This window comes from Collinsella ihumii, from assembly GCF_900046475.1.
In the GTDB taxonomy this organism is placed as follows: Bacteria; Actinomycetota; Coriobacteriia; order Coriobacteriales; family Coriobacteriaceae; genus Collinsella; species Collinsella ihumii.
In genome coordinates this window covers 220,437-236,861 of the sequence record NZ_FCOU01000009.1, presented here as the reverse complement: position 1 = coordinate 236,861, position 16,425 = coordinate 220,437, and the positions used below count along the sequence as shown (strand labels likewise).

Here is a 16,425-nt window from a genome sequence, read left to right as displayed (position 1 = left end):
CGAGGTCGTCGTCTGGAGGGTTTTGCATACGCAGGGGGCGCGAGGTTGTGCGCATCCCGTTAATGAGACCGAAACGTAGGCAATTCTGAGTAAATGGGTATGATTTCCGCATACAATGGTCAATACTGCAGGCTCCTGCGGTATCGTTCGTGCGCTTCGCACGCGACAGGAAGGAATTCTGTTATGTCTCGTATGACTTCTCGCGATCAGTACCTGATCGATCGCCGCCATGCGCTGCTCGGCATGGGCGCGCTGGCGGGCGTTGCCGCCTTTGGTCTTGCCGGCTGCTCGGATGAGGAGGCCCCTGCTCCCGCCGGTTCTTCCTCCTCCGCCTCGGATGGCTCGTCCGAGGAGTCCGAGGGCACCCAGATCGACGCGGCGGCCTACGACGAGCTCGTGGCCTCCGGTCCCGTTGCCGACGACGCCACCATCGCGGCGAGCACCTGGGCCACCAAGATCAAGGACGCCGGCACGATGCGCGTCGGCGGCGTCCAGACCTCGATGCTCTTCTGCCTCATGAACGAGAAGGACAACAAGGTCCGCGGCTTCGATGCCGGCCTGTTCCAGATGCTCGCCAACTACATCCTGGGCGATCCGGACGCCTACGAGTTGACGCAGGTGACGTCCAACACGCGCGAGTCCGTCCTGACCAACGACCAGGTCGATGCGGTGTTCGCCACCTACTCCATCACCGACGAGCGCAAGGAGATCATCTCCTTCGCGGGCCCGTACTACACGACGCAGCAGGGCATCCTCGTCATGGCCGACAACTCCGACATCAACGGCGTCGACGACCTCGCCGGCAAGAACGTCGCCGCGCAGTCCGGCTCCACGGGTCCGTCGGTGCTCGAGGAGTACGCCCCGGATGCGAACATCCAGGAGTTCGCGACCGACGAGGAGGCCCGCACCGCGCTTGAGCAGGGCCGTGTCGACGCCTACGTCATCGACGCCACGATGCAGCTCGGCGCCATGACCCGCAACCCGGGCAAGTACCGTCTTGCGGGCGAGGAGTTCGGCCCCGTCGACGCCTACGGAATCGGCCTTCCGCACGACTCCGATGGCGTGGCGTTCGTCAACGACTTCTTGACCACCATCGAGCAGGACGGCACCTGGTCCGAGCTGTGGCAGGTGTGCATCGGCGACCGCGCCGATATCGCCGAGGCCCCCGAGCCTCCCGCGATCGGGGCGTAAGGGTCCTGTGCGCGTCGGGTACGGCGCGCGTTTCGCAAGGGAAGCGCCGACCGGTCGCCTGCATGGCGGCAGGCCCCGTGGCGGCCCGGCGTAAGCCGAGCCGATCGGTGCCTTCTCGGTACATCAGCGATGGCGCAGGGCCGGCGTGTGTTCGCGTCGGCCCTGCTGTGGTAAGGAGGGTGCATGGGCCTATCTGAGCTGCTCTCGACCTACGGTCAGCTTTATCTGACGGGTCTTGTCACCACCTGGTGGATGACGGCGGTGTCGTTCGCGTTCGTGATGGTGCTCTCGGTCGCCATCACGGTCATGCGCATCTCGCCGCTCAAGCCGTTACGGTTGGTCGGCGACCTGTATGTCCAGATCTTTCGCAACATCCCCGGCGTGGCGCTGCTCGTCATCATCGTGTACGCGCTGCCGAACCTGCGGCTCGTGCTCGATTACCGCACCTGCGTGATCGTCACGACGATCCTGATGGGCTCGGCGTTCGGCTCTGAGAACTTCATGAGCGGCATCAACACGATCGGTGTCGGCCAGATCGAGGCCGCGCGCTCGCTCGGCCTCACGTTCAGGCAGATCATCCAGCAGATCGTGATCCCGCAGGCGCTTCGGTCGGCGGTCCTGCCCATGACGAACCTGCTTATCGCGGTCATGCTCACCACGGCCCTGGGTTCGCAGGTACCCATGAGCCCCCAGGAGCTCACCGGAGTCGTCTCGTACATCAACACGCGCTCGACCGGCGGCATCCTTGCCTTCCTGATCGCGGCGCTCGGCTATGTCGGTACGGCCGCCGTGATCGGTCTTGCGGGAAACCGCCTGGATAAGAAGGTGAGGATCCTGCGATGAGCACCCATGGCAAGCCTATGAGCATCCGCGACGCGCTCTACGAGGCGCCCGGTCCGCGCACGCGTCGCCGCATGATCATCGGTACCGTCCTCTCGCTGGCAGCGGTGGCGGTCGGCATCGCTCTGATCGTCCGCCAGTTCTACGTCACCGGGCAGCTTGCTCCGCGCTACTGGACGTTCTTGGGTCAGGCGACCACCTGGCGCTACCTGTTCCAGGGATTTCGCGGAACGCTGGCGGTCGCGCTGACCGCTGGCGTCCTGTCGTTGATCTTAGGGCTCGTGCTCATGCTGGGACGAACGAGCGGCATCAAGCCGCTGTCCGTTGCGTGCCGCGTCGTGACGGACTTTTTCCGCGGCGTTCCGAGCCTGCTTCTGATCTACTTCTTCTTCCTGGTCGTTCCCCAGTACGGCATCAAGCTCTCGTCGTTTTGGATGATCACGCTCCCGGTTATGCTCGCCGCATCCGGCGTGCTTGCCGAAGTGCTGCGCGCCGGCGTCAACGCCGTCCCGCGCGGTCAGGTGGAGGCGGCGATGTCGCTCGGCATGAGGCCGGCGCGCATCATGTTCAAGATCGTGCTGCCCCAGGCGATCCGCTTCGTCATCCCCTCGCTCATCTCCCAGCTGGTCGTGGTCGTCAAGGACACGACCGTGGCGTACGTGGTGAGCTATCCTGACCTCATGCAGAACGCGCGCGTCCTGATAACCAACTACGACGCGCTCGTATCGATGTACTTCACCGTGGCGGTGGTCTACATCCTGCTGAACTTTGCCATCAACAAGCTGTCTGCGGTCATCGCCGAGCGCCTCGGCGTCAAGATCATCCGCTAGACCTTTGCCTACCTGCTTCGAGAGATCGGATTAGCCAATGACGATGGATACAAGAGACGATGTGCCCGTTATCGAGCTGAGGCACGTCGAGAAGCATTTCGGGGACCTTCACGTGCTGCGCGACATCAACCTCAAGGTCTCGCGCGGCGAGGTGCTGGTGGTGATCGGTCCGTCCGGATCGGGCAAGTCGACCATGTGCCGCACCATCAACCGCCTCGAGACGATCGATTCGGGCGAGATCCTCATCGAGGGCAAGCCGCTTCCCGCCGAGGGCCGCGAGCTCGCCGCGATGCGTGCGGAGCTCGGCATGGTGTTCCAGAGCTTCAACCTGTTCGCCCACAAGACCATTCTCGAGAACGTGACGCTCGGGCCCATCGACGTGCTGGGCATGAAGCGCGAGGATGCCGAGAAGCGCGCGATGGAGCTGCTGGCTCGCGTGGGTGTCGCCGAGCAGGCGGCAAAGGTTCCCGCGCAGCTGTCCGGCGGCCAGCAGCAGCGCGTGGCCATCGCCCGCTCGCTGGCGATGAACCCCAAGGCCATGATGTTCGACGAGCCCACCAGCGCGCTCGACCCCGAGATGATCAACGAGGTGCTGGACGTCATGGTCGAGCTCGCGCGCGGCGGCATGACCATGGTCGTCGTGACGCACGAGATGAATTTCGCGCGTCGCGTGGCAGACCGCGTCGTCTTCATGGCGGACGGCCAGATCGTGGAGGAGGGCGCCCCCGACGAGTTCTTCGACCATCCCGCGACGCAGCGCGCCCGTGACTTCCTCGATTCGATCAAGGGTCACTGACGTCACTCGGGGATGTGCCGGATGCGGGCGCATCCCTTCCTTTTCTGAATCCGCTTGAGAAATGAGGCAGTATGGCCGATACCGACGACATCAACCGCGCCCGTGCGGGCCGCCCGCTCATCTTGGTTGCCCCTCGCTACGAGCTGTGCCAGCCCTGTCTCAAGATGCCCGAGCGCCTGGCTCCCGAGGAGACGGCGGCCACCGTGTTTTTGGACGCCATCCTTGCCGCCGGCGGCCTGCCGCTGGTCATGTCGCTCACCGACGACGATGACGTCATCGCCGAGATGGTCTCGATGGCCGACGGTATCGCGGTTCCCGGCGGCCATGATGTCTCGCCCGCGCTTTGGGGCGACAACAGCCCGTACGACAAGCAGCTCCTGTGCCCCGAGCGCGACGCGTTCGAGGTGAAGCTCATCAAGGCGGCGATCGGCTCCCACACGCCGCTGTTCTGCGCGTGCCGCGGCATGCAGGTCCTGAACGTCGCCCTGGGCGGAAGCCTGTGCATGGACGTGCCGAGCAGGAAGCCCGAGAGCGGCATGGCGCTTTGGCGGCACACGGCGATCCTGAACGATCCGGCGCACCCCGTGGAGATCAAGGCGGGGTCGCTCCTGGAACGCGCGGTGGGCGGTTTCAGCCTCGTGCAGGCGAATTCGAGCCATCATTGCTGCGTCGATCGGCTCGGGGAGGGGGTTGAGCTCGTGGCATGTGCGACCGACGGCATCCCCGAGGCCATCGAGGTGCCCGGCGAGCGTTTCTGTCTGGGCGTTCAATGGCATCCCGAGTACACATGGCGCAAGATGGAGACCGACTTCAGCCTGTGGAAGAGCTTCGTCTCCGCAGCCGCGGCATACCGGGAAAGCCGTTAGCTGAAGAGTCCTCTTCCATGGTTTTCGTGGGGCATGCAAATCGGGGACGTACCTCCCGCATGCATTCATGCATGCGGGAGGTACGTCCCCGATTTGCATGCCCCCGTTTGGCTCGGAACGAACGCCTCGGCGCTCTTCCTATTGATTGAGCGAATCGAGATACGCCTTCGCGGAGGGGAAAACGGGCTGGCCGAGCTCATGGGCATAGGCCACGAGCTCGCCGTTTCGCGCGTTCATGTGCCCGAAGCGCTCGAGGCAGCAGATCAGCGCGCCGCAATCCCTTATCTCCTGCTTCGCCCTCTCGATCGCCCCATCGGATATCGGCTCAAAGTCCCGCTCGCATATGACGGTCGCGGCAAGGCTCGCGGCGAGCAGGCCGTCGACATCGTTGCCGTGAAGCACGCCGGCAGAAAACGGGATGCCGGCTTGTTGGAGCTCCCTGAAGCATCCCGCAGCGCCGCTTCCCCCTCCGGCGACAACGAAGACGCGCGGCCTGCCTTCGGGGCGGGGGAGCTCGACGCTGCCGAACGCGTCGATAAAGCTTGAGCGGTCGAGGTCGTACAGGTCCGCTATCACCGGTCCCGTGAAGATCTCGGATGGCTCCCCTTGATGCAGCGCCTGGCCGTCCCGGATGCAGACGATGCGGTCGGCTGCCTTCTGCGCGAGTTCGATCTCATGGAGCGACGCCAGCACCGCGATGCCGCGCTCCCGGGCGTAGCGGCGCAGGAGCTGGAGCATGTCGATCTGAGCGCGGATGTCCAGGTACGAGGTGGGCTCGTCGAGCAGCAGCACGCGCGGCTGCTGGCAGAGCGCCCGCGCGATGAGGGCGCGTTGGCGCTGCCCGTCGCTCATGTGCGCGAAATCGCGGTCGCGCAGCTCCCAGGTCCCCGTCGCCTCCATGACCTCTCGGACCACCTGCTCGTCGTCATCGGACAGGGTTCCCAGACGGCCTGTGTAGGGGTATCTGCCCGCGTCGACGATATCCTTCGTCGTCAGCAGCTCGGTCCGGGGGCGACCGGTGAACAGCGCGCTCATGATGCGAGCGGTCTTTGAGACCTGCATCGCCTGGAGGTCTTCCCCGCACAGCTCGATGGATCCGGAAAGCGGTCTGAGCTGGCCTGCGATGGTTTTGAGCAGCGTCGTCTTTCCCGACCCGTTGGGGCCGATGAGGGCCGTGACCTGACCGGGAAAGACGGCGAGGTCGATGTGTTCGACCAGGGGCCGCTCGGTATGGCCGACCGACACGTCATGCAGCGCGAGCGCGGGGCGGCTTGCCGCGGCCGGGCGGATGGACTCCGTCATCGGAACGACCTCCTCTTCAGCATGAGGGCGATGACCACCGGCGCGCCGAACACCGCGGTGACGGCGCTCACGGACAGCTCGACGGGGGAGAAGAGCATGCGCGCCAGCAGGTCGCATCCGCAGCAGAACACGGCTCCGGCCAGAAAGCAGGTCGGGATGACGAACAGCGGGCGCGACGATCCGATGGCGAGCTTGGCAAGGTGGGGCGCCGCGATGCCCACGAACGACACCGGGCCGGCGAACGCCACGACGCATGCGGACAGAAGGCTCGAAATCAACACGATGAGCAGGCGCAGGCCGAGCACGTTGACGCCGACGCTTCGGGCATAGGGCTCTCCGAGCTGGTATGCGCCCAGCGGCTTCGAGAGCGCGAAGACGGCCGCGACCGTGACGGCGACCATGATGGCGATGAGCGCGGTGTCGTCCCAGCGCGCGCCGGAGAAGCTTCCCTGCGACCAGTTCTGGAGGTTGACGATGCTCTGGTCGTCGGCGAAGGCGATAAGAAAGTTCGTCGCCGCCGAGCAGATGTAGCCGACCATCACGCCGGCGACGATCAGCATGCTCTGGCTGCGCACACGCCGCGCTATCAGCAGCACGAATCCCATGGTGGCAAGAGAGCCGATCAGGGCGGCACCGACCGACATCCAGGAGTCCATCACCTGGTTGGCCCCGAGAACGACGATCATGGTGAGCGCCACGACAAGGCGAGCGCCCGAAGATATTCCCAGCACGAACGGGTCGGCGATAGGGTTGTTGAAAAACGTCTGAAGCAGGAAGCCAGATAGCGAGAGCGCCCCTCCAAGCAGGACGGCCTGGGCCACGCGGGGAAGACGGATCTCCCAGATGACCTGGCTCGCCGTCTGACCGGTCGACCCCTCCGACAGGATACGCAGCACGTCGAGCGGAGAGGTCTGCACGCTGCCGACGCACAGGTTGACGACGATGAGGGAGAGCAGTGCGACTGCAAGCGCCACGTTGACGCTGGCGACGCGTGCGCGGCGCCTACTCGCCGTGCTTCCTGCCAGTCTTACGCTTCTCGCCGCGCCCATGCGTCACCCCAGTTTCCAAATGTAGTCGGCGTTCCCGTCGGCGCCGGTGAGCGCGGAGCGCATATCGCCGATGATGTCGTCCATGCTCGTCATCGCCTGGTACATATCCTCGTCGCAGGCGAACACGTTGCCTTCTTGGACCGCCTTGAAGTCCGCCAGCAGCGGGTTTTTGCCGATCAGATCGTCGATGGAGGTCACCGAGGAGTCCACGGTCGTGTTGTAGATCACGACGTCGGCGTCTTTGGCGCGCGCGTAGAAGGTCTCGAGGTCTATGACGGCCTGGACCGAGCTCGATCCTTCCGCATCGTCTGCGGGGTCGAACGACAGGAACGCGCCGCCCGCGAGCTCGATCATCTGCGAGACGTAATCCGTCGAGCGGCGGGTCACCGCGGCCCCGTCGTCGTTGATGTAGAAGAAGGCGACGGTTTTCCCGGTGGGTTCCTGCGCGGCGGTGTCCTCGACCCGTTGCGTGATGCGCGCGAACGCCTCGTTCGCCTCGTCCTCGCGGCCGAACACCACGCCCATGAGCTTGATCCATTCGAGGCGGCCCAGGACCTCCGGTTCGTTCGAGGACTGCTCGGTGAGGACTGTGACGCCGAGGTCCTGCAGCTTCTGTTTGATGTCGGGCGCGTGGTTGATCTTGGTGTTCTCGATGGCGAGCGTGCAGCCCGTCTCTGCGATGAGCTCGAAATCGGGCGCGCTGTACTTTCCGCCGTACGAGACAGCTCCGTCTTCGATCGCCTGCGACAGGCGCTCGCTCGGGCTGTCTTCGGCGGTGACCGAGGAGACGGACACCTCATCGAGCGCATCGATCTCGTCGAGCAGGCAGATCATGCCCGTCGAGACGAGATACGTGCGTGCGGGCTGTCGGATGGTCGCGATGTCGGCGGCGAGGCCTTCCGGGACGGATGCGCCCTCGGGGATGATAAGGAACCGCTCGCCGTTCGAGATGCACACCAGGCGGTATCCGCCCTCGTATTCATCGACGGTGAAGTTTCGCGCATACGCGAGCTCGAGGGTGTCGGTGTGGCGCAGGTCGCAGCCGAGGTCGGTGTCGCGGAACGAGGAGGCGGCCGCGCGGGCGCATCGCCCTGAGGCCTGCGCGGACCCTTCGAGGGCCGAGGCGGTGGACCCGCTGTCGGCAACCGGAGAGCGCCCGCATCCGGAGAGCCCTGCCATCAGGGCTATGCCGAGGCAGCAGGCGGTTGCGCCATATCGGAATAAAGGGGAGATAGCCAAGGTCTTCCAATCTCATCATGAGAAGAGGTGATGTGGGTCATGTGACCGTTTCTATGATAGCGGTTCTCGAACCCCGGGCGCGTCCGTCATCCCTCCATCAGAAGTGCATAGGGGGGACGTACCTTATTCATGCATACTTGCATGAATAAGGTACGTCCCCCCTATGCACGTTCGAGAAAGGAGCTCACCCGATGTCCGCTGATTCCGCGCCATCGATGTTCGCCCATGTGGGCGCTCTGACCTCGCTGCCGCTGTCGCAGACGGTCGTCGACCTCGATGTCGACCGTCGAGGCGACGAGGGCCTGCTCGACCGGCTCGTCCGGGATGCAGCGACGCGCGTCGTGCTCGTCGACGGGGCATGCGTCGCCGTGCCCAAGCAGCATGCGTCATGCGGCACGGGCGAGCTGTCCTGCACCGAGGACCCGGCGGCTCCGCGCCCCGATGCCCAGGCGCCAACAGGCGAGCTCGAGCTCGCGCTCCTTTCCGCGCCAGATATCGGCGAGCTCGCCGGGGCGAACGGCTTGCTGATGGTCTACCTCGGGATCGATCGCACCGAGATGCCCGCTGTCTCCTATCTCGGCATCGACGTGACGCCGCGGACGACCATCCCGCGCGATGATGTTCCGGCGGCAGGGCATGAGCCCGCATGCGACGATCGCTTGCAGTCGCTGCGCGAGAGGTTCGATTGGATCGAGCTGAGGTCGTTTGCGCCCTGCGCCTCTGCACGGGACGTGGGCCTTGCCACCAGCGCGGTCGCCGTGTGCACCTGGCAGCGCTCGCAGCGGTTCTGCCCCGCCTGCGGCGCTCCGGTGCGGCCGATCCTGTCCGGATGGGCCCAGACGTGCACCAATCCCCACGATGAAAAGCGCCTGCTGTTCCCGCGTATCGAGCCGGCGGTCATCACCGCCATCGTCGACGATGAGGACCGGATCCTGCTCCAGCACAACCGTGCGTGGCGGCCACGGTTCCACTCGGTGTCCGCTGGGTTCGTCGAGGCGGGGGAGAGCCTGGAGCACGCGGTGCGGCGGGAGGCCATGGAAGAGGTCGGAATCGAGATCGGGGAGGTGCGCTACCTCGGCTCGCAGGCCTGGCCGTTTCCCGCCTCCATCATGCTTGGGTTCCGTGCCCATGCCCTGAGCGCAGAGGTACGCGTCGATCACGAGGAGGTCGGCGAGGCTCGCTGGTTCACGCGCGAGGAGCTCGAGCATGAGGTCGGGACCGGTGCCGTCGAGCCGCCCGGACGCGCATCCATCGCGCGCCACATGATCGAACAGTGGCTTGGGCACGAGCTGCAGGGCCGCTGACATCCGCAGGATCGCCCGTCCGTGACGGCAGGCCCCCTTACGCCTCAAGAAGCATGCGCTCAAGCGGCGCGGCGTCGCCGGTGAAGTGGAACGCCTGCATGCCGGCCGCCTCCGCTCCACGGCAGTTGTCCTCGTTGTCATCGATGAACAGGCACGAGGCCGGCGCCAAGCCGTATCGGGAGCACAACAGCAGGTAGATTGCGGGGTCGGGCTTCATCATCCGCTCGAAACCGGACACCACGCGCCCGTCCATAAGGGGGTAGGCGGGGCAGTGCGCGAGCTGCCGGTCGATCGACGTCGATGCATTGGAGAGCAGATAGAGCCCATAGCCCGCGTCCTTGAGCCTGGGCACGAGGTCGCAGACGCCGTCGATCGGACGGGACTGATGCGGCCATCCTTCCAGGCATGCATGCAGATTGGGGATCAGGCGCTCGGGAAGGTGGTTTTCGGCAACCCTGCGCATCGTGTCATGGCTGATCGCCCCCGCGTCGAGCAGGGCCCACTCGGTGCGTCCGAAAAGCGCTGCGTGCAGCAGCGCCGCGTCGTCCTCGGTGTCGGTGAAGCTGCGCGAGAACGACCTCCCGTCGAAGGTCATCAGGACGTTGCCCATGTCGAACACGACGTTCTCGATTGCAGAGGCCATCGGAGCCGCCCCCTATGCGAGCTCGACGACGGCGAAGGGCGCGCCCGCGCTGTCGTTCAGCGCGACGACGGCGCGATGCCCTATCTGGCCGATGCTCGGGCAGATGGTGTCGCCCAGCACGGCGGCGCGTCGGTAATCCACGCGGATGCTCGTCGGGGCCGTCTCGCGGGGGAGCAGCTCGAGCGCCATCTGCACGTACTGGCAGTTGTTGACGTGCTCGTTGGTGTCGATCAGCCCGCGGCGGACGATGATGGGCTCACGCTGCTCGAGGACGTCGGGCAGCTTGACGCGCCGGTCCTCGGCGGGCAACTCCAGCGGGTCATGGCTGCCGTAGGGGTCGATGTGCGCGGGCGTGGGACGGGTGGGCCGTCCGGTGGACAGGTCGATAAACGCCCAGCTGGACTGCGCTCGCGCGATGTACTTGCCCGCGTTGTCCTTGATGTAGAAGTTGCGTTTCGCGGTGAAGCCCTTGAAGGAGTTGGCGAAGGTTCCGACCGCAATCTCCTCGCAGAGGGACGGATAGCGGTCCACGACGATCTGCCAGTGGGTGAGCACCCAGGCGCGCTGCTCGTTTCTGAGCCAGGCCATGCCGACGCCGAGCGCCTCCGACTGGAACGTGCTGCAGTCCTGAAAGGCGTTGATGAGCGCCGGCGCGGTCATGAGCCCGCGGTGCCCGACCTCGCTGTACCGCACGTGGTAGGGGTATTCGAACACGGTCAGGTCGGAGTCAAGATCGATCGTTGGCATAAGGTGGGTCCTTCTCATAGTTAGCATGGGTCATCTGTGGACGGGTTCGTTCCAACCCATCGGCGCTTTGCGCCGCTGTCAATGGGTTGAAACGAACCCGTCCCCAAATGACCCATCCGCCTCGCCACGGAACCGACCGCCGCGAAAGCAAGTAATCAGTGTTTCCCTAGAACTCGAGCGTTCGGGGCTCTGCAGTAAACAAGCAGAACGTCGCGTGCACGTTGTGCAGGGCGAACACCTCGCAATTGCCGTCGTCGGCGGCGTACATGCCCTGAAGCTCGGGGTACTCGTCGAGGACCGCCTGGCGCGCCTCGAGCCGGTCGTCGAGCAGCGCGTCCGCCTCGAGGCGGAGCCAGCCTCCCGTGTCGTCGGTCGCGCAGATCGCGATACGGGGATGGGCGAGCATCTGATCGGAGACCGGCTTCACCTTGCCCGTCTGGATATAGAGCCTGCCCTCGAATTTCGCGATGGTGCCGAAGGGGCGAACCTGCGGATCGCCGTCTCCATCGACGGTGGCGAGAAAGTAGGTCGGGTTCTTCTTGAGGTAGTCCAGAATCTCATCCATGTGGGGCTCCTGTCTTCGCGTCGATCAGCGGCTTTCCTTGACGGGCGGGCCCTGCACGAACCAATCGAGCGCGCCGCTCGCGCCGTCTTCTTCCAGATCGATGGTCGCCATGCCGCCCGGCTTCAAGGAGAGCGTGATGCCGGTCAGGCGCTCGACCATGTTGTTCATGAAGGGGATGTGTCCGACGGCGATCAGGCAGTCGGCGTCCGTCTCGGCAAGCTGCTGCAGGAAGGCGTTTTCGTCTTGCTCCCACAGGGTGTCGACCGGAACGGTATCGATCTCGCCCCCGAGGGCGCGATTCACCTCCGCCGCCGTCTGCATGGCGCGCGCGGCCGGGCTCGACCACAGCGTCGCATGCGAGGCGCTGTGGGCATCAAGCAGGTAAAACGTCCGCATGAAGCCATCGACCGACGCGAGCGCCGCGCGTCCGGCGTCGGTGAGCTCGCGGTCGAAATCCGCTTGCCCGGGAGCCGTGGGCGTCGCCTTGCCGTGTCTGACGAGGATGAGTTTCTTGATCATGTGAGACCGCCGTTCCCTCGAGCTGTACATCCTCGTTCAATTCTACCCGTCCCGAGCGCCCGCATCGCCCTCATGCGCGATCTTGCCGTCTGCCCGCCGGGTATAACCGCACATATGGAGCATCGAGTTTGAGCGCCGCGAGCCCCCACGACGTTGTAGAATATTAGATTGATTGCTCCCATGGCCGATGCGGCTCGCGCATCCAGGAAGGAGATTACCGTGTCTGACATCATCCCCGGCAGCCTGAGCGTCTCCAACGACGTTATCGCCGATATCGCAGGCTACGCCGCCATGTCCTGTTACGGCGTGGTCGGCATGGCCGAACAGCAGCAGGGCGTCGAGTCCATGCGCCTGCTTCCCGGACAGCGCCTGCGCAAGGGCGTGCTCGTTTCCGCGACCGAAAACGGACTGCAGCTCGACCTTCATATCGTGCTCGAGAGCGGCGTGAACATGAAGTCCGTCTGCCAGAACCTCGCGAGCTCCGTTTCGTTCACGCTTTCCGAGATCGCGCAGATCAACCCCGCGAACCTCAAGATCGCCATCCACATCGACGCGCTGAAGTCGCGTGGTTAATCACCGTTTCGAGTCTTACGGAGTACACCAACATGATCGCGAAAACTATCCGCACGTGCTTCCCGATCGCGGCTAAGGCTGTGGCCGACAAGGCGGAGGATATCAACAAACTCAACGTGTTCCCGGTGCCCGACGGCGACACCGGAACCAACATGTCGCTGACGCTCGCGTCGGTGGTCAAGGAACTCACCGCCCTTCCCGCCGATGCCGACATGGAGGCCATCGCCGGCGCCATCACGCACGGATCGCTCATGGGCGCGCGCGGCAACTCCGGCGTCATCACCTCCCAGATCCTGCGCGGCGTCGCCGAGGGCCTCATCCCCGCCACCGATCCCGCCTCGAGCGCAGACGTGGCCGCCGCCCTCCGCCGTGCGGTGAAGGTCGCGTTCCAGGCCGTGCGCAAGCCGGTCGAGGGCACCATCCTCACCGTGCTTCGCGACATCTCCACCAAGGCTGACGAGTGCGAGAAAAAGAAGATGAGCGTCGAGGAGGCGCTCGACGCCATCGTCGTCGAGGCCTATCAGTCCGTCGCCCGCACGCCCGATTTGCTTCCCGTCCTCAAGGAGAACGGCGTGGTCGATTCCGGCGCGTTCGGTTTCGCCATCTTCCTGGAGAACTTCGTCGCCGCGGCGCAGGGGCGCACGGCGCAGATCGAGGACTTCTCGACCACCTTCGATGCGAGCTCCGCGCGCGAAAGCGCGCTCGGGCGCGTCGAGATCGAGGCCAACGACGACTGGGAGGGCTCTGAGTACCGCTACTGCAACGAGTTCCTCTTCAAGGCGGAGCGCCGCTTCGACGAGGAGGAGTGCCTGAAGTTCCTCGCGTCCATGGGCGACTGTGAGCTTCTGGTCGGCTCCTATCCCGACTACAAGATCCACGTCCACTCCAACACCCCGAACCTCGTGCTCGAGCACATGCTCCAGTTCGGCCAGATCTACGAGGTGTTCATCCACAACATGGACATGGAGTCCCACGAGCGCACGGCGAAGATCCACGCCGATCAGGACGCCGGCGACACGACTCCTTCCGCCGCGCCCGCCGCATCCTCCGAGCCCGCCAAGCCGCTCGGCTTCGTGGCGGTCGCCGCAGGTTCCGGTGAGGCTGAGATTCTCCAGTCGATGGGCGTTGACGTGACCGTTTCCGGCGGCCAGACCATGAACCCCTCCACCGCCGACCTGCTCGACGCGGTCAACCGCGTCAACGCCGAGGCCGTCATCATCCTTCCGAACAACGGCAACATCCGCATGGCGGCCGAGGCCGCCGCTTCCGCGTGCGAGGACAAGAAGGTCGCCGTCGTTCCCACCAAGACGGTCCCCCAGGCGTTCTCCGCGCTGTTCGCGGTCATGCCCGACACGCCGCTCGACGAGGTCGTCGAGGCGATGACCGACGCCATCTCCGAGGTCCGCGACGGCGAGGTCACCACGGCGGTACGCGACTCGCAGGCCGCCGACGGCACGCCCATCCATGCGGGCGACGTCATGGGCATCATCTGCGATTCCATCGATGTCGTCGGAAGCGACGTGAAGCAGGTCACCCTCGATTGCATCGCGCGCATGCAGGACGAGGAGGAGGGCGATACGCTCACGATCCTCGCCGGCGCCGATATGGACGACGACGATTTCGACGAGCTCGTCTCCGCCATCGAGGAGGCCCACCCCGATCTCGAGGTCGACCCCCATCGTGGCGAGCAGCCGCTCTACCCGGTGATCTTCTCCATCGAATAGGAGGCGCATGGCAAGCGGGATCACGGCGCCCGTGGAGTCGTCGCGCATGGCGCGCGTCGCCGCGCTCGAGCAGGACGTCTCCCGGCTGAAGTATGTTTCCGGTGCACGGGAGGAGGCCCTTCGTCGACTCGGGATCGAGTCGGTGGGGGACCTCCTCTCCCATATTCCGCGCCGATACCTCGATTTCTCGCATGCGTACACGATCGAGTCCGCGCCGCTCGGGCAGGTCTGCACGATCGTGGCGACGGTCGACCGCGTGGTCGAGAAGCGCCCGCGCCCGCGCATGACGGTCACCGAGGTCTACCTCGTCGACGCCACGTCGGTGCTCCAGGTCGCCTTCTTCAAGCAGCCGTGGTTGTCGCGCGACCTGAAGGCGGGCGACCGGCTCGCCGTGATGGGCAAGGTCGAGTTCGCCTACGGCTTCAAGCAGATGAGCTCTCCCCATTACGAAAAACTCGATGCGCAGTCGGCATCCGGCACGATCGTGCCCGTCCACGCGGTGGGCGAGGGCGTGTCGCAGGCTTGGATGCGGCGCATCGTCTCCACCGCGCTCGAGGCGGTGGCGGACATACCCGACCCGCTTCCCGCGCGATTGAGGACGCGCCGCGGCCTCATGAGCCTCTCGCGGGCGCTGCGCAGCATCCATTTCCCCTCCTCGATGGGGGAGCGCGACCTCGCGCGCAAAAGGCTCGCCTACGACGAGGTCCTGCTGCTGCAGCTCGCGCTTCGGCTGCGCAACGACGCCAACCTGCTCGATATCGAGCCGATCGCGCACCGCGTGGGCGAGCATGTCGCGCGCGTGCGCGCAGAGCTCCCCTTCGCGCTCACCGATGAGCAGGCGACGGCGGTCGACGAGATCCTCGCGGATATGGCCCGAGCGGACCGCGTGATGAACCGGCTGCTGCTCGGAGACGTCGGAACGGGCAAGACCGCGGTCGCCATGGTGGTGCTCGCGGCGGTCGCCGATACGGGGACGCAGGCGTGCGTCATGGCCCCGACCGGTGTCCTGGCGCAGCAGTACGCCGTCAAATGCGCGCCCGTCCTTGAGCGCGCGGGCGTCCGTTCCGCGCTCCTGACCGGCGCCACCCCGGCGGGCGAGCGCGCGAAGATCGTCGACGGGGTGCGCTGCGGCTCCATCGACGTGCTGTTCGGCACCCATGCGGTGCTTTCCGACGACGTCGCGTTCCGGCGCCTCTCGCTGGTGGTCATCGACGAGCAGCATCGCTTCGGCGTGGGGCAGCGCAACGCGCTGCGCGCTAAGGGTCCCGGCGCGGACCTTCTCGTCATGACGGCGACGCCCATTCCGCGCACGCTCGCGTTGTCGGTCTACGGCGACCTCGAGACGAGCATCATCCGCAAGCGGCCCGTGGCCGGCGCCGGCGTCGCCACGAAGGTGCTCGACGACGCCAACCGCGACATCGCTTACGGCGCCGTGCGCGAGGCGCTGGGTTCCGGGCAGCAGGCCTATGTCATCTGCCCGCTCGTCGCGGAGCGCGACGGCACGGATGATCTGGAGGACGTGCCGGGGCTCGAGATCGACGATGAGGGCAGGCCCCGGTCTCAGGCTCCCTTGCACGCCGTGGAGACCGAGGTGGAGCATCTGCGCCACGTCTTTTGCGACGCGACGGTCGACATGCTGCACGGCCGCATGGGCGCGCACGATAAAGATGACGTCATCGATCGATTCCGCTCCGGTCAGATCCAGGTGCTCGTCTCGACGACGGTCGTCGAGGTCGGCGTCGACGTGCCCAACGCTACCGTCATGATCATCGAGAACGGCGAGCGCTTCGGCTTGGCGACGCTTCACCAGCTTCGGGGCCGCGTGGGGCGCGGCGAGCTCGCCGGGCGCTGCTTCGTGATCGCGCAGGGCGCGGGACGCAAGCGGGGCGTCTCGCCGTCCATGCAGCGCCTCGAGGCGCTCGAGAAGACCGACGACGGCTTCTCGCTCGCCGAGATGGACCTGCGCCTTCGCCATGAGGGCGAGATCCTCGGACTTCGGCAGCACGGCGGCGTCACGCTGCGCTTCATAGACCTTGACGCCGATGCCGATCTCATCGAATGCGCTCATGATGATGGCGTGGAACTTTTGCGCTTCGCGCCGACGCTTTCCGCTCCGGCCACGCTTCCGCTACGCTTTAGCGTCGTCGACCGATACGGCGACGTGTTCAAGGAGGTTAGCGGCGGATGAGGATCGTATCAGGAGAATGGCGCGGGCGGAAGCTGTCAGAGCCCCAGGG

General features: G+C 65.6%; 16 protein-coding genes. 9 read left to right on the top strand and 7 right to left on the bottom strand.

The features are described 5' to 3' along the window. Positions 1-183: 183 nt before the first annotated feature. The 5 genes from BN3789_RS07760 (at position 184) to BN3789_RS07740 (ending at position 4,523) form a co-directional block, all read left to right on the top strand. Positions 184-1,191, top strand: a complete 1,008-nt coding sequence (locus BN3789_RS07760; RefSeq protein ID WP_066832432.1) for a glutamate ABC transporter substrate-binding protein — start codon at positions 184-186, stop codon at positions 1,189-1,191. 183 nt (positions 1,192-1,374) lie between these two features. Then, positions 1,375-2,034 (top strand): ABC transporter permease subunit, encoded by a 660-nt coding sequence (locus BN3789_RS07755; protein WP_066832429.1) that lies wholly within the window; start codon positions 1,375-1,377, stop codon positions 2,032-2,034. Beyond that, positions 2,031-2,861, top strand: a complete 831-nt coding sequence (locus BN3789_RS07750; RefSeq protein WP_066832426.1) for an amino acid ABC transporter permease — start codon at positions 2,031-2,033, stop codon at positions 2,859-2,861. Before BN3789_RS07755 ends, BN3789_RS07750 begins: the two co-directional genes overlap by 4 nt. A gap of 37 nt (positions 2,862-2,898) precedes the next feature. Beyond that, on the top strand, positions 2,899-3,657 hold the full coding sequence (locus tag BN3789_RS07745; protein WP_066832424.1) for an amino acid ABC transporter ATP-binding protein: 759 nt from the start codon (positions 2,899-2,901) through the stop codon (positions 3,655-3,657). 71 nt (positions 3,658-3,728) lie between these two features. Further along, positions 3,729-4,523, top strand: coding sequence for a gamma-glutamyl-gamma-aminobutyrate hydrolase family protein (locus BN3789_RS07740; protein WP_066832421.1), 795 nt, complete (start codon positions 3,729-3,731; stop codon positions 4,521-4,523). Between the two features lie 138 nt (positions 4,524-4,661). Here the strand turns inward: BN3789_RS07740 and BN3789_RS07735 are convergent, their stop codons facing one another. The 3 genes from BN3789_RS07735 to BN3789_RS07725 are packed head-to-tail and all read right to left on the bottom strand — an operon-like array spanning position 4,662 to position 8,053. After that, positions 4,662-5,825 carry an ABC transporter ATP-binding protein gene (locus BN3789_RS07735; protein WP_066832415.1) on the bottom strand — a complete coding sequence of 388 codons (1,164 nt, stop codon included), beginning with the start codon at positions 5,823-5,825 and terminating at the stop codon, positions 4,662-4,664. Further along, positions 5,822-6,874, bottom strand: coding sequence for a FecCD family ABC transporter permease (locus BN3789_RS07730; protein WP_079989182.1), 1,053 nt, complete (start codon positions 6,872-6,874; stop codon positions 5,822-5,824). Before BN3789_RS07730 ends, BN3789_RS07735 begins: the two co-directional genes overlap by 4 nt. 3 nt (positions 6,875-6,877) lie before the next feature. Continuing rightward, complete coding sequence (locus tag BN3789_RS07725; protein WP_066832408.1) at positions 6,878-8,053, bottom strand: ABC transporter substrate-binding protein; 1,176 nt, start codon at positions 8,051-8,053, stop codon at positions 6,878-6,880. A gap of 251 nt (positions 8,054-8,304) precedes the next feature. Between BN3789_RS07725 and nudC the strand changes: the two genes are divergently transcribed. After that, positions 8,305-9,417, top strand: a complete 1,113-nt coding sequence (gene nudC / locus BN3789_RS07720) for an NAD(+) diphosphatase (RefSeq protein WP_079989181.1) — start codon at positions 8,305-8,307, stop codon at positions 9,415-9,417. 37 nt (positions 9,418-9,454) lie between these two features. Here the strand turns inward: nudC and BN3789_RS07715 are convergent, their stop codons facing one another. The 4 genes from BN3789_RS07715 to BN3789_RS07700 form a co-directional block, all read right to left on the bottom strand. Continuing rightward, the gene (locus BN3789_RS07715) at positions 9,455-10,060 is read right to left on the bottom strand and encodes an HAD family hydrolase (RefSeq protein ID WP_066832401.1); all 606 of its coding nucleotides are present in this window, start codon (positions 10,058-10,060) and stop codon (positions 9,455-9,457) included. Positions 10,061-10,072: 12 nt separating this feature from the next. Then, complete coding sequence (locus BN3789_RS07710; RefSeq protein ID WP_066832396.1) at positions 10,073-10,807, bottom strand: acyl-[acyl-carrier-protein] thioesterase; 735 nt, start codon at positions 10,805-10,807, stop codon at positions 10,073-10,075. A 166-nt stretch (positions 10,808-10,973) separates the two neighbouring features. Beyond that, the gene (locus BN3789_RS07705) at positions 10,974-11,372 is read right to left on the bottom strand and encodes a pyridoxamine 5'-phosphate oxidase family protein (RefSeq protein ID WP_066832393.1); all 399 of its coding nucleotides are present in this window, start codon (positions 11,370-11,372) and stop codon (positions 10,974-10,976) included. Between the two features lie 24 nt (positions 11,373-11,396). Continuing rightward, on the bottom strand, positions 11,397-11,891 hold the full coding sequence (locus BN3789_RS07700) for a SixA phosphatase family protein (protein WP_066832390.1): 495 nt from the start codon (positions 11,889-11,891) through the stop codon (positions 11,397-11,399). Positions 11,892-12,110: 219 nt separating this feature from the next. Between BN3789_RS07700 and BN3789_RS07695 the strand changes: the two genes are divergently transcribed. Genes BN3789_RS07695 through recG form a run of 3 tightly spaced genes read left to right on the top strand, consistent with a single transcriptional unit; the run spans position 12,111 to position 16,376 of the window. Then, positions 12,111-12,464, top strand: coding sequence for an Asp23/Gls24 family envelope stress response protein (locus BN3789_RS07695; RefSeq protein WP_229254261.1), 354 nt, complete (start codon positions 12,111-12,113; stop codon positions 12,462-12,464). 32 nt (positions 12,465-12,496) lie between these two features. After that, entirely contained in the window at positions 12,497-14,188 is a 1,692-nt protein-coding gene (locus BN3789_RS07690) for a DAK2 domain-containing protein (RefSeq protein ID WP_066832386.1), read from the top strand. A 7-nt stretch (positions 14,189-14,195) separates the two neighbouring features. Continuing rightward, entirely contained in the window at positions 14,196-16,376 is a 2,181-nt protein-coding gene (recG, locus tag BN3789_RS07685) for an ATP-dependent DNA helicase RecG (protein WP_066832383.1), read from the top strand. The last annotated feature ends 49 nt before the right edge of the window (positions 16,377-16,425 follow it).

What these genes read in the sequence shown, in the direction of transcription:
- BN3789_RS07760 (WP_066832432.1), top strand. Translation starts at nt 184, where the DNA reads ATGTCTCGTATGACTTCTCGCGATCAGTACCTGATCGATCGCCGCCAT.
- BN3789_RS07755 (WP_066832429.1), top strand. Translation starts at nt 1,375, where the DNA reads ATGGGCCTATCTGAGCTGCTCTCGACCTACGGTCAGCTTTATCTGACG.
- BN3789_RS07750 (WP_066832426.1), top strand. Translation starts at nt 2,031, where the DNA reads ATGAGCACCCATGGCAAGCCTATGAGCATCCGCGACGCGCTCTACGAG.
- BN3789_RS07745 (WP_066832424.1), top strand. Translation starts at nt 2,899, where the DNA reads ATGACGATGGATACAAGAGACGATGTGCCCGTTATCGAGCTGAGGCAC.
- BN3789_RS07740 (WP_066832421.1), top strand. Translation starts at nt 3,729, where the DNA reads ATGGCCGATACCGACGACATCAACCGCGCCCGTGCGGGCCGCCCGCTC.
- BN3789_RS07735 (WP_066832415.1), bottom strand. Translation starts at nt 5,825, where the DNA reads ATGACGGAGTCCATCCGCCCGGCCGCGGCAAGCCGCCCCGCGCTCGCG.
- BN3789_RS07730 (WP_079989182.1), bottom strand. Translation starts at nt 6,874, where the DNA reads ATGGGCGCGGCGAGAAGCGTAAGACTGGCAGGAAGCACGGCGAGTAGG.
- BN3789_RS07725 (WP_066832408.1), bottom strand. Translation starts at nt 8,053, where the DNA reads ATGGCAGGGCTCTCCGGATGCGGGCGCTCTCCGGTTGCCGACAGCGGG.
- nudC (WP_079989181.1), top strand. Translation starts at nt 8,305, where the DNA reads ATGTCCGCTGATTCCGCGCCATCGATGTTCGCCCATGTGGGCGCTCTG.
- BN3789_RS07715 (WP_066832401.1), bottom strand. Translation starts at nt 10,060, where the DNA reads ATGGCCTCTGCAATCGAGAACGTCGTGTTCGACATGGGCAACGTCCTG.
- BN3789_RS07710 (WP_066832396.1), bottom strand. Translation starts at nt 10,807, where the DNA reads ATGCCAACGATCGATCTTGACTCCGACCTGACCGTGTTCGAATACCCC.
- BN3789_RS07705 (WP_066832393.1), bottom strand. Translation starts at nt 11,372, where the DNA reads ATGGATGAGATTCTGGACTACCTCAAGAAGAACCCGACCTACTTTCTC.
- BN3789_RS07700 (WP_066832390.1), bottom strand. Translation starts at nt 11,891, where the DNA reads ATGATCAAGAAACTCATCCTCGTCAGACACGGCAAGGCGACGCCCACG.
- BN3789_RS07690 (WP_066832386.1), top strand. Translation starts at nt 12,497, where the DNA reads ATGATCGCGAAAACTATCCGCACGTGCTTCCCGATCGCGGCTAAGGCT.
- recG (WP_066832383.1), top strand. Translation starts at nt 14,196, where the DNA reads ATGGCAAGCGGGATCACGGCGCCCGTGGAGTCGTCGCGCATGGCGCGC.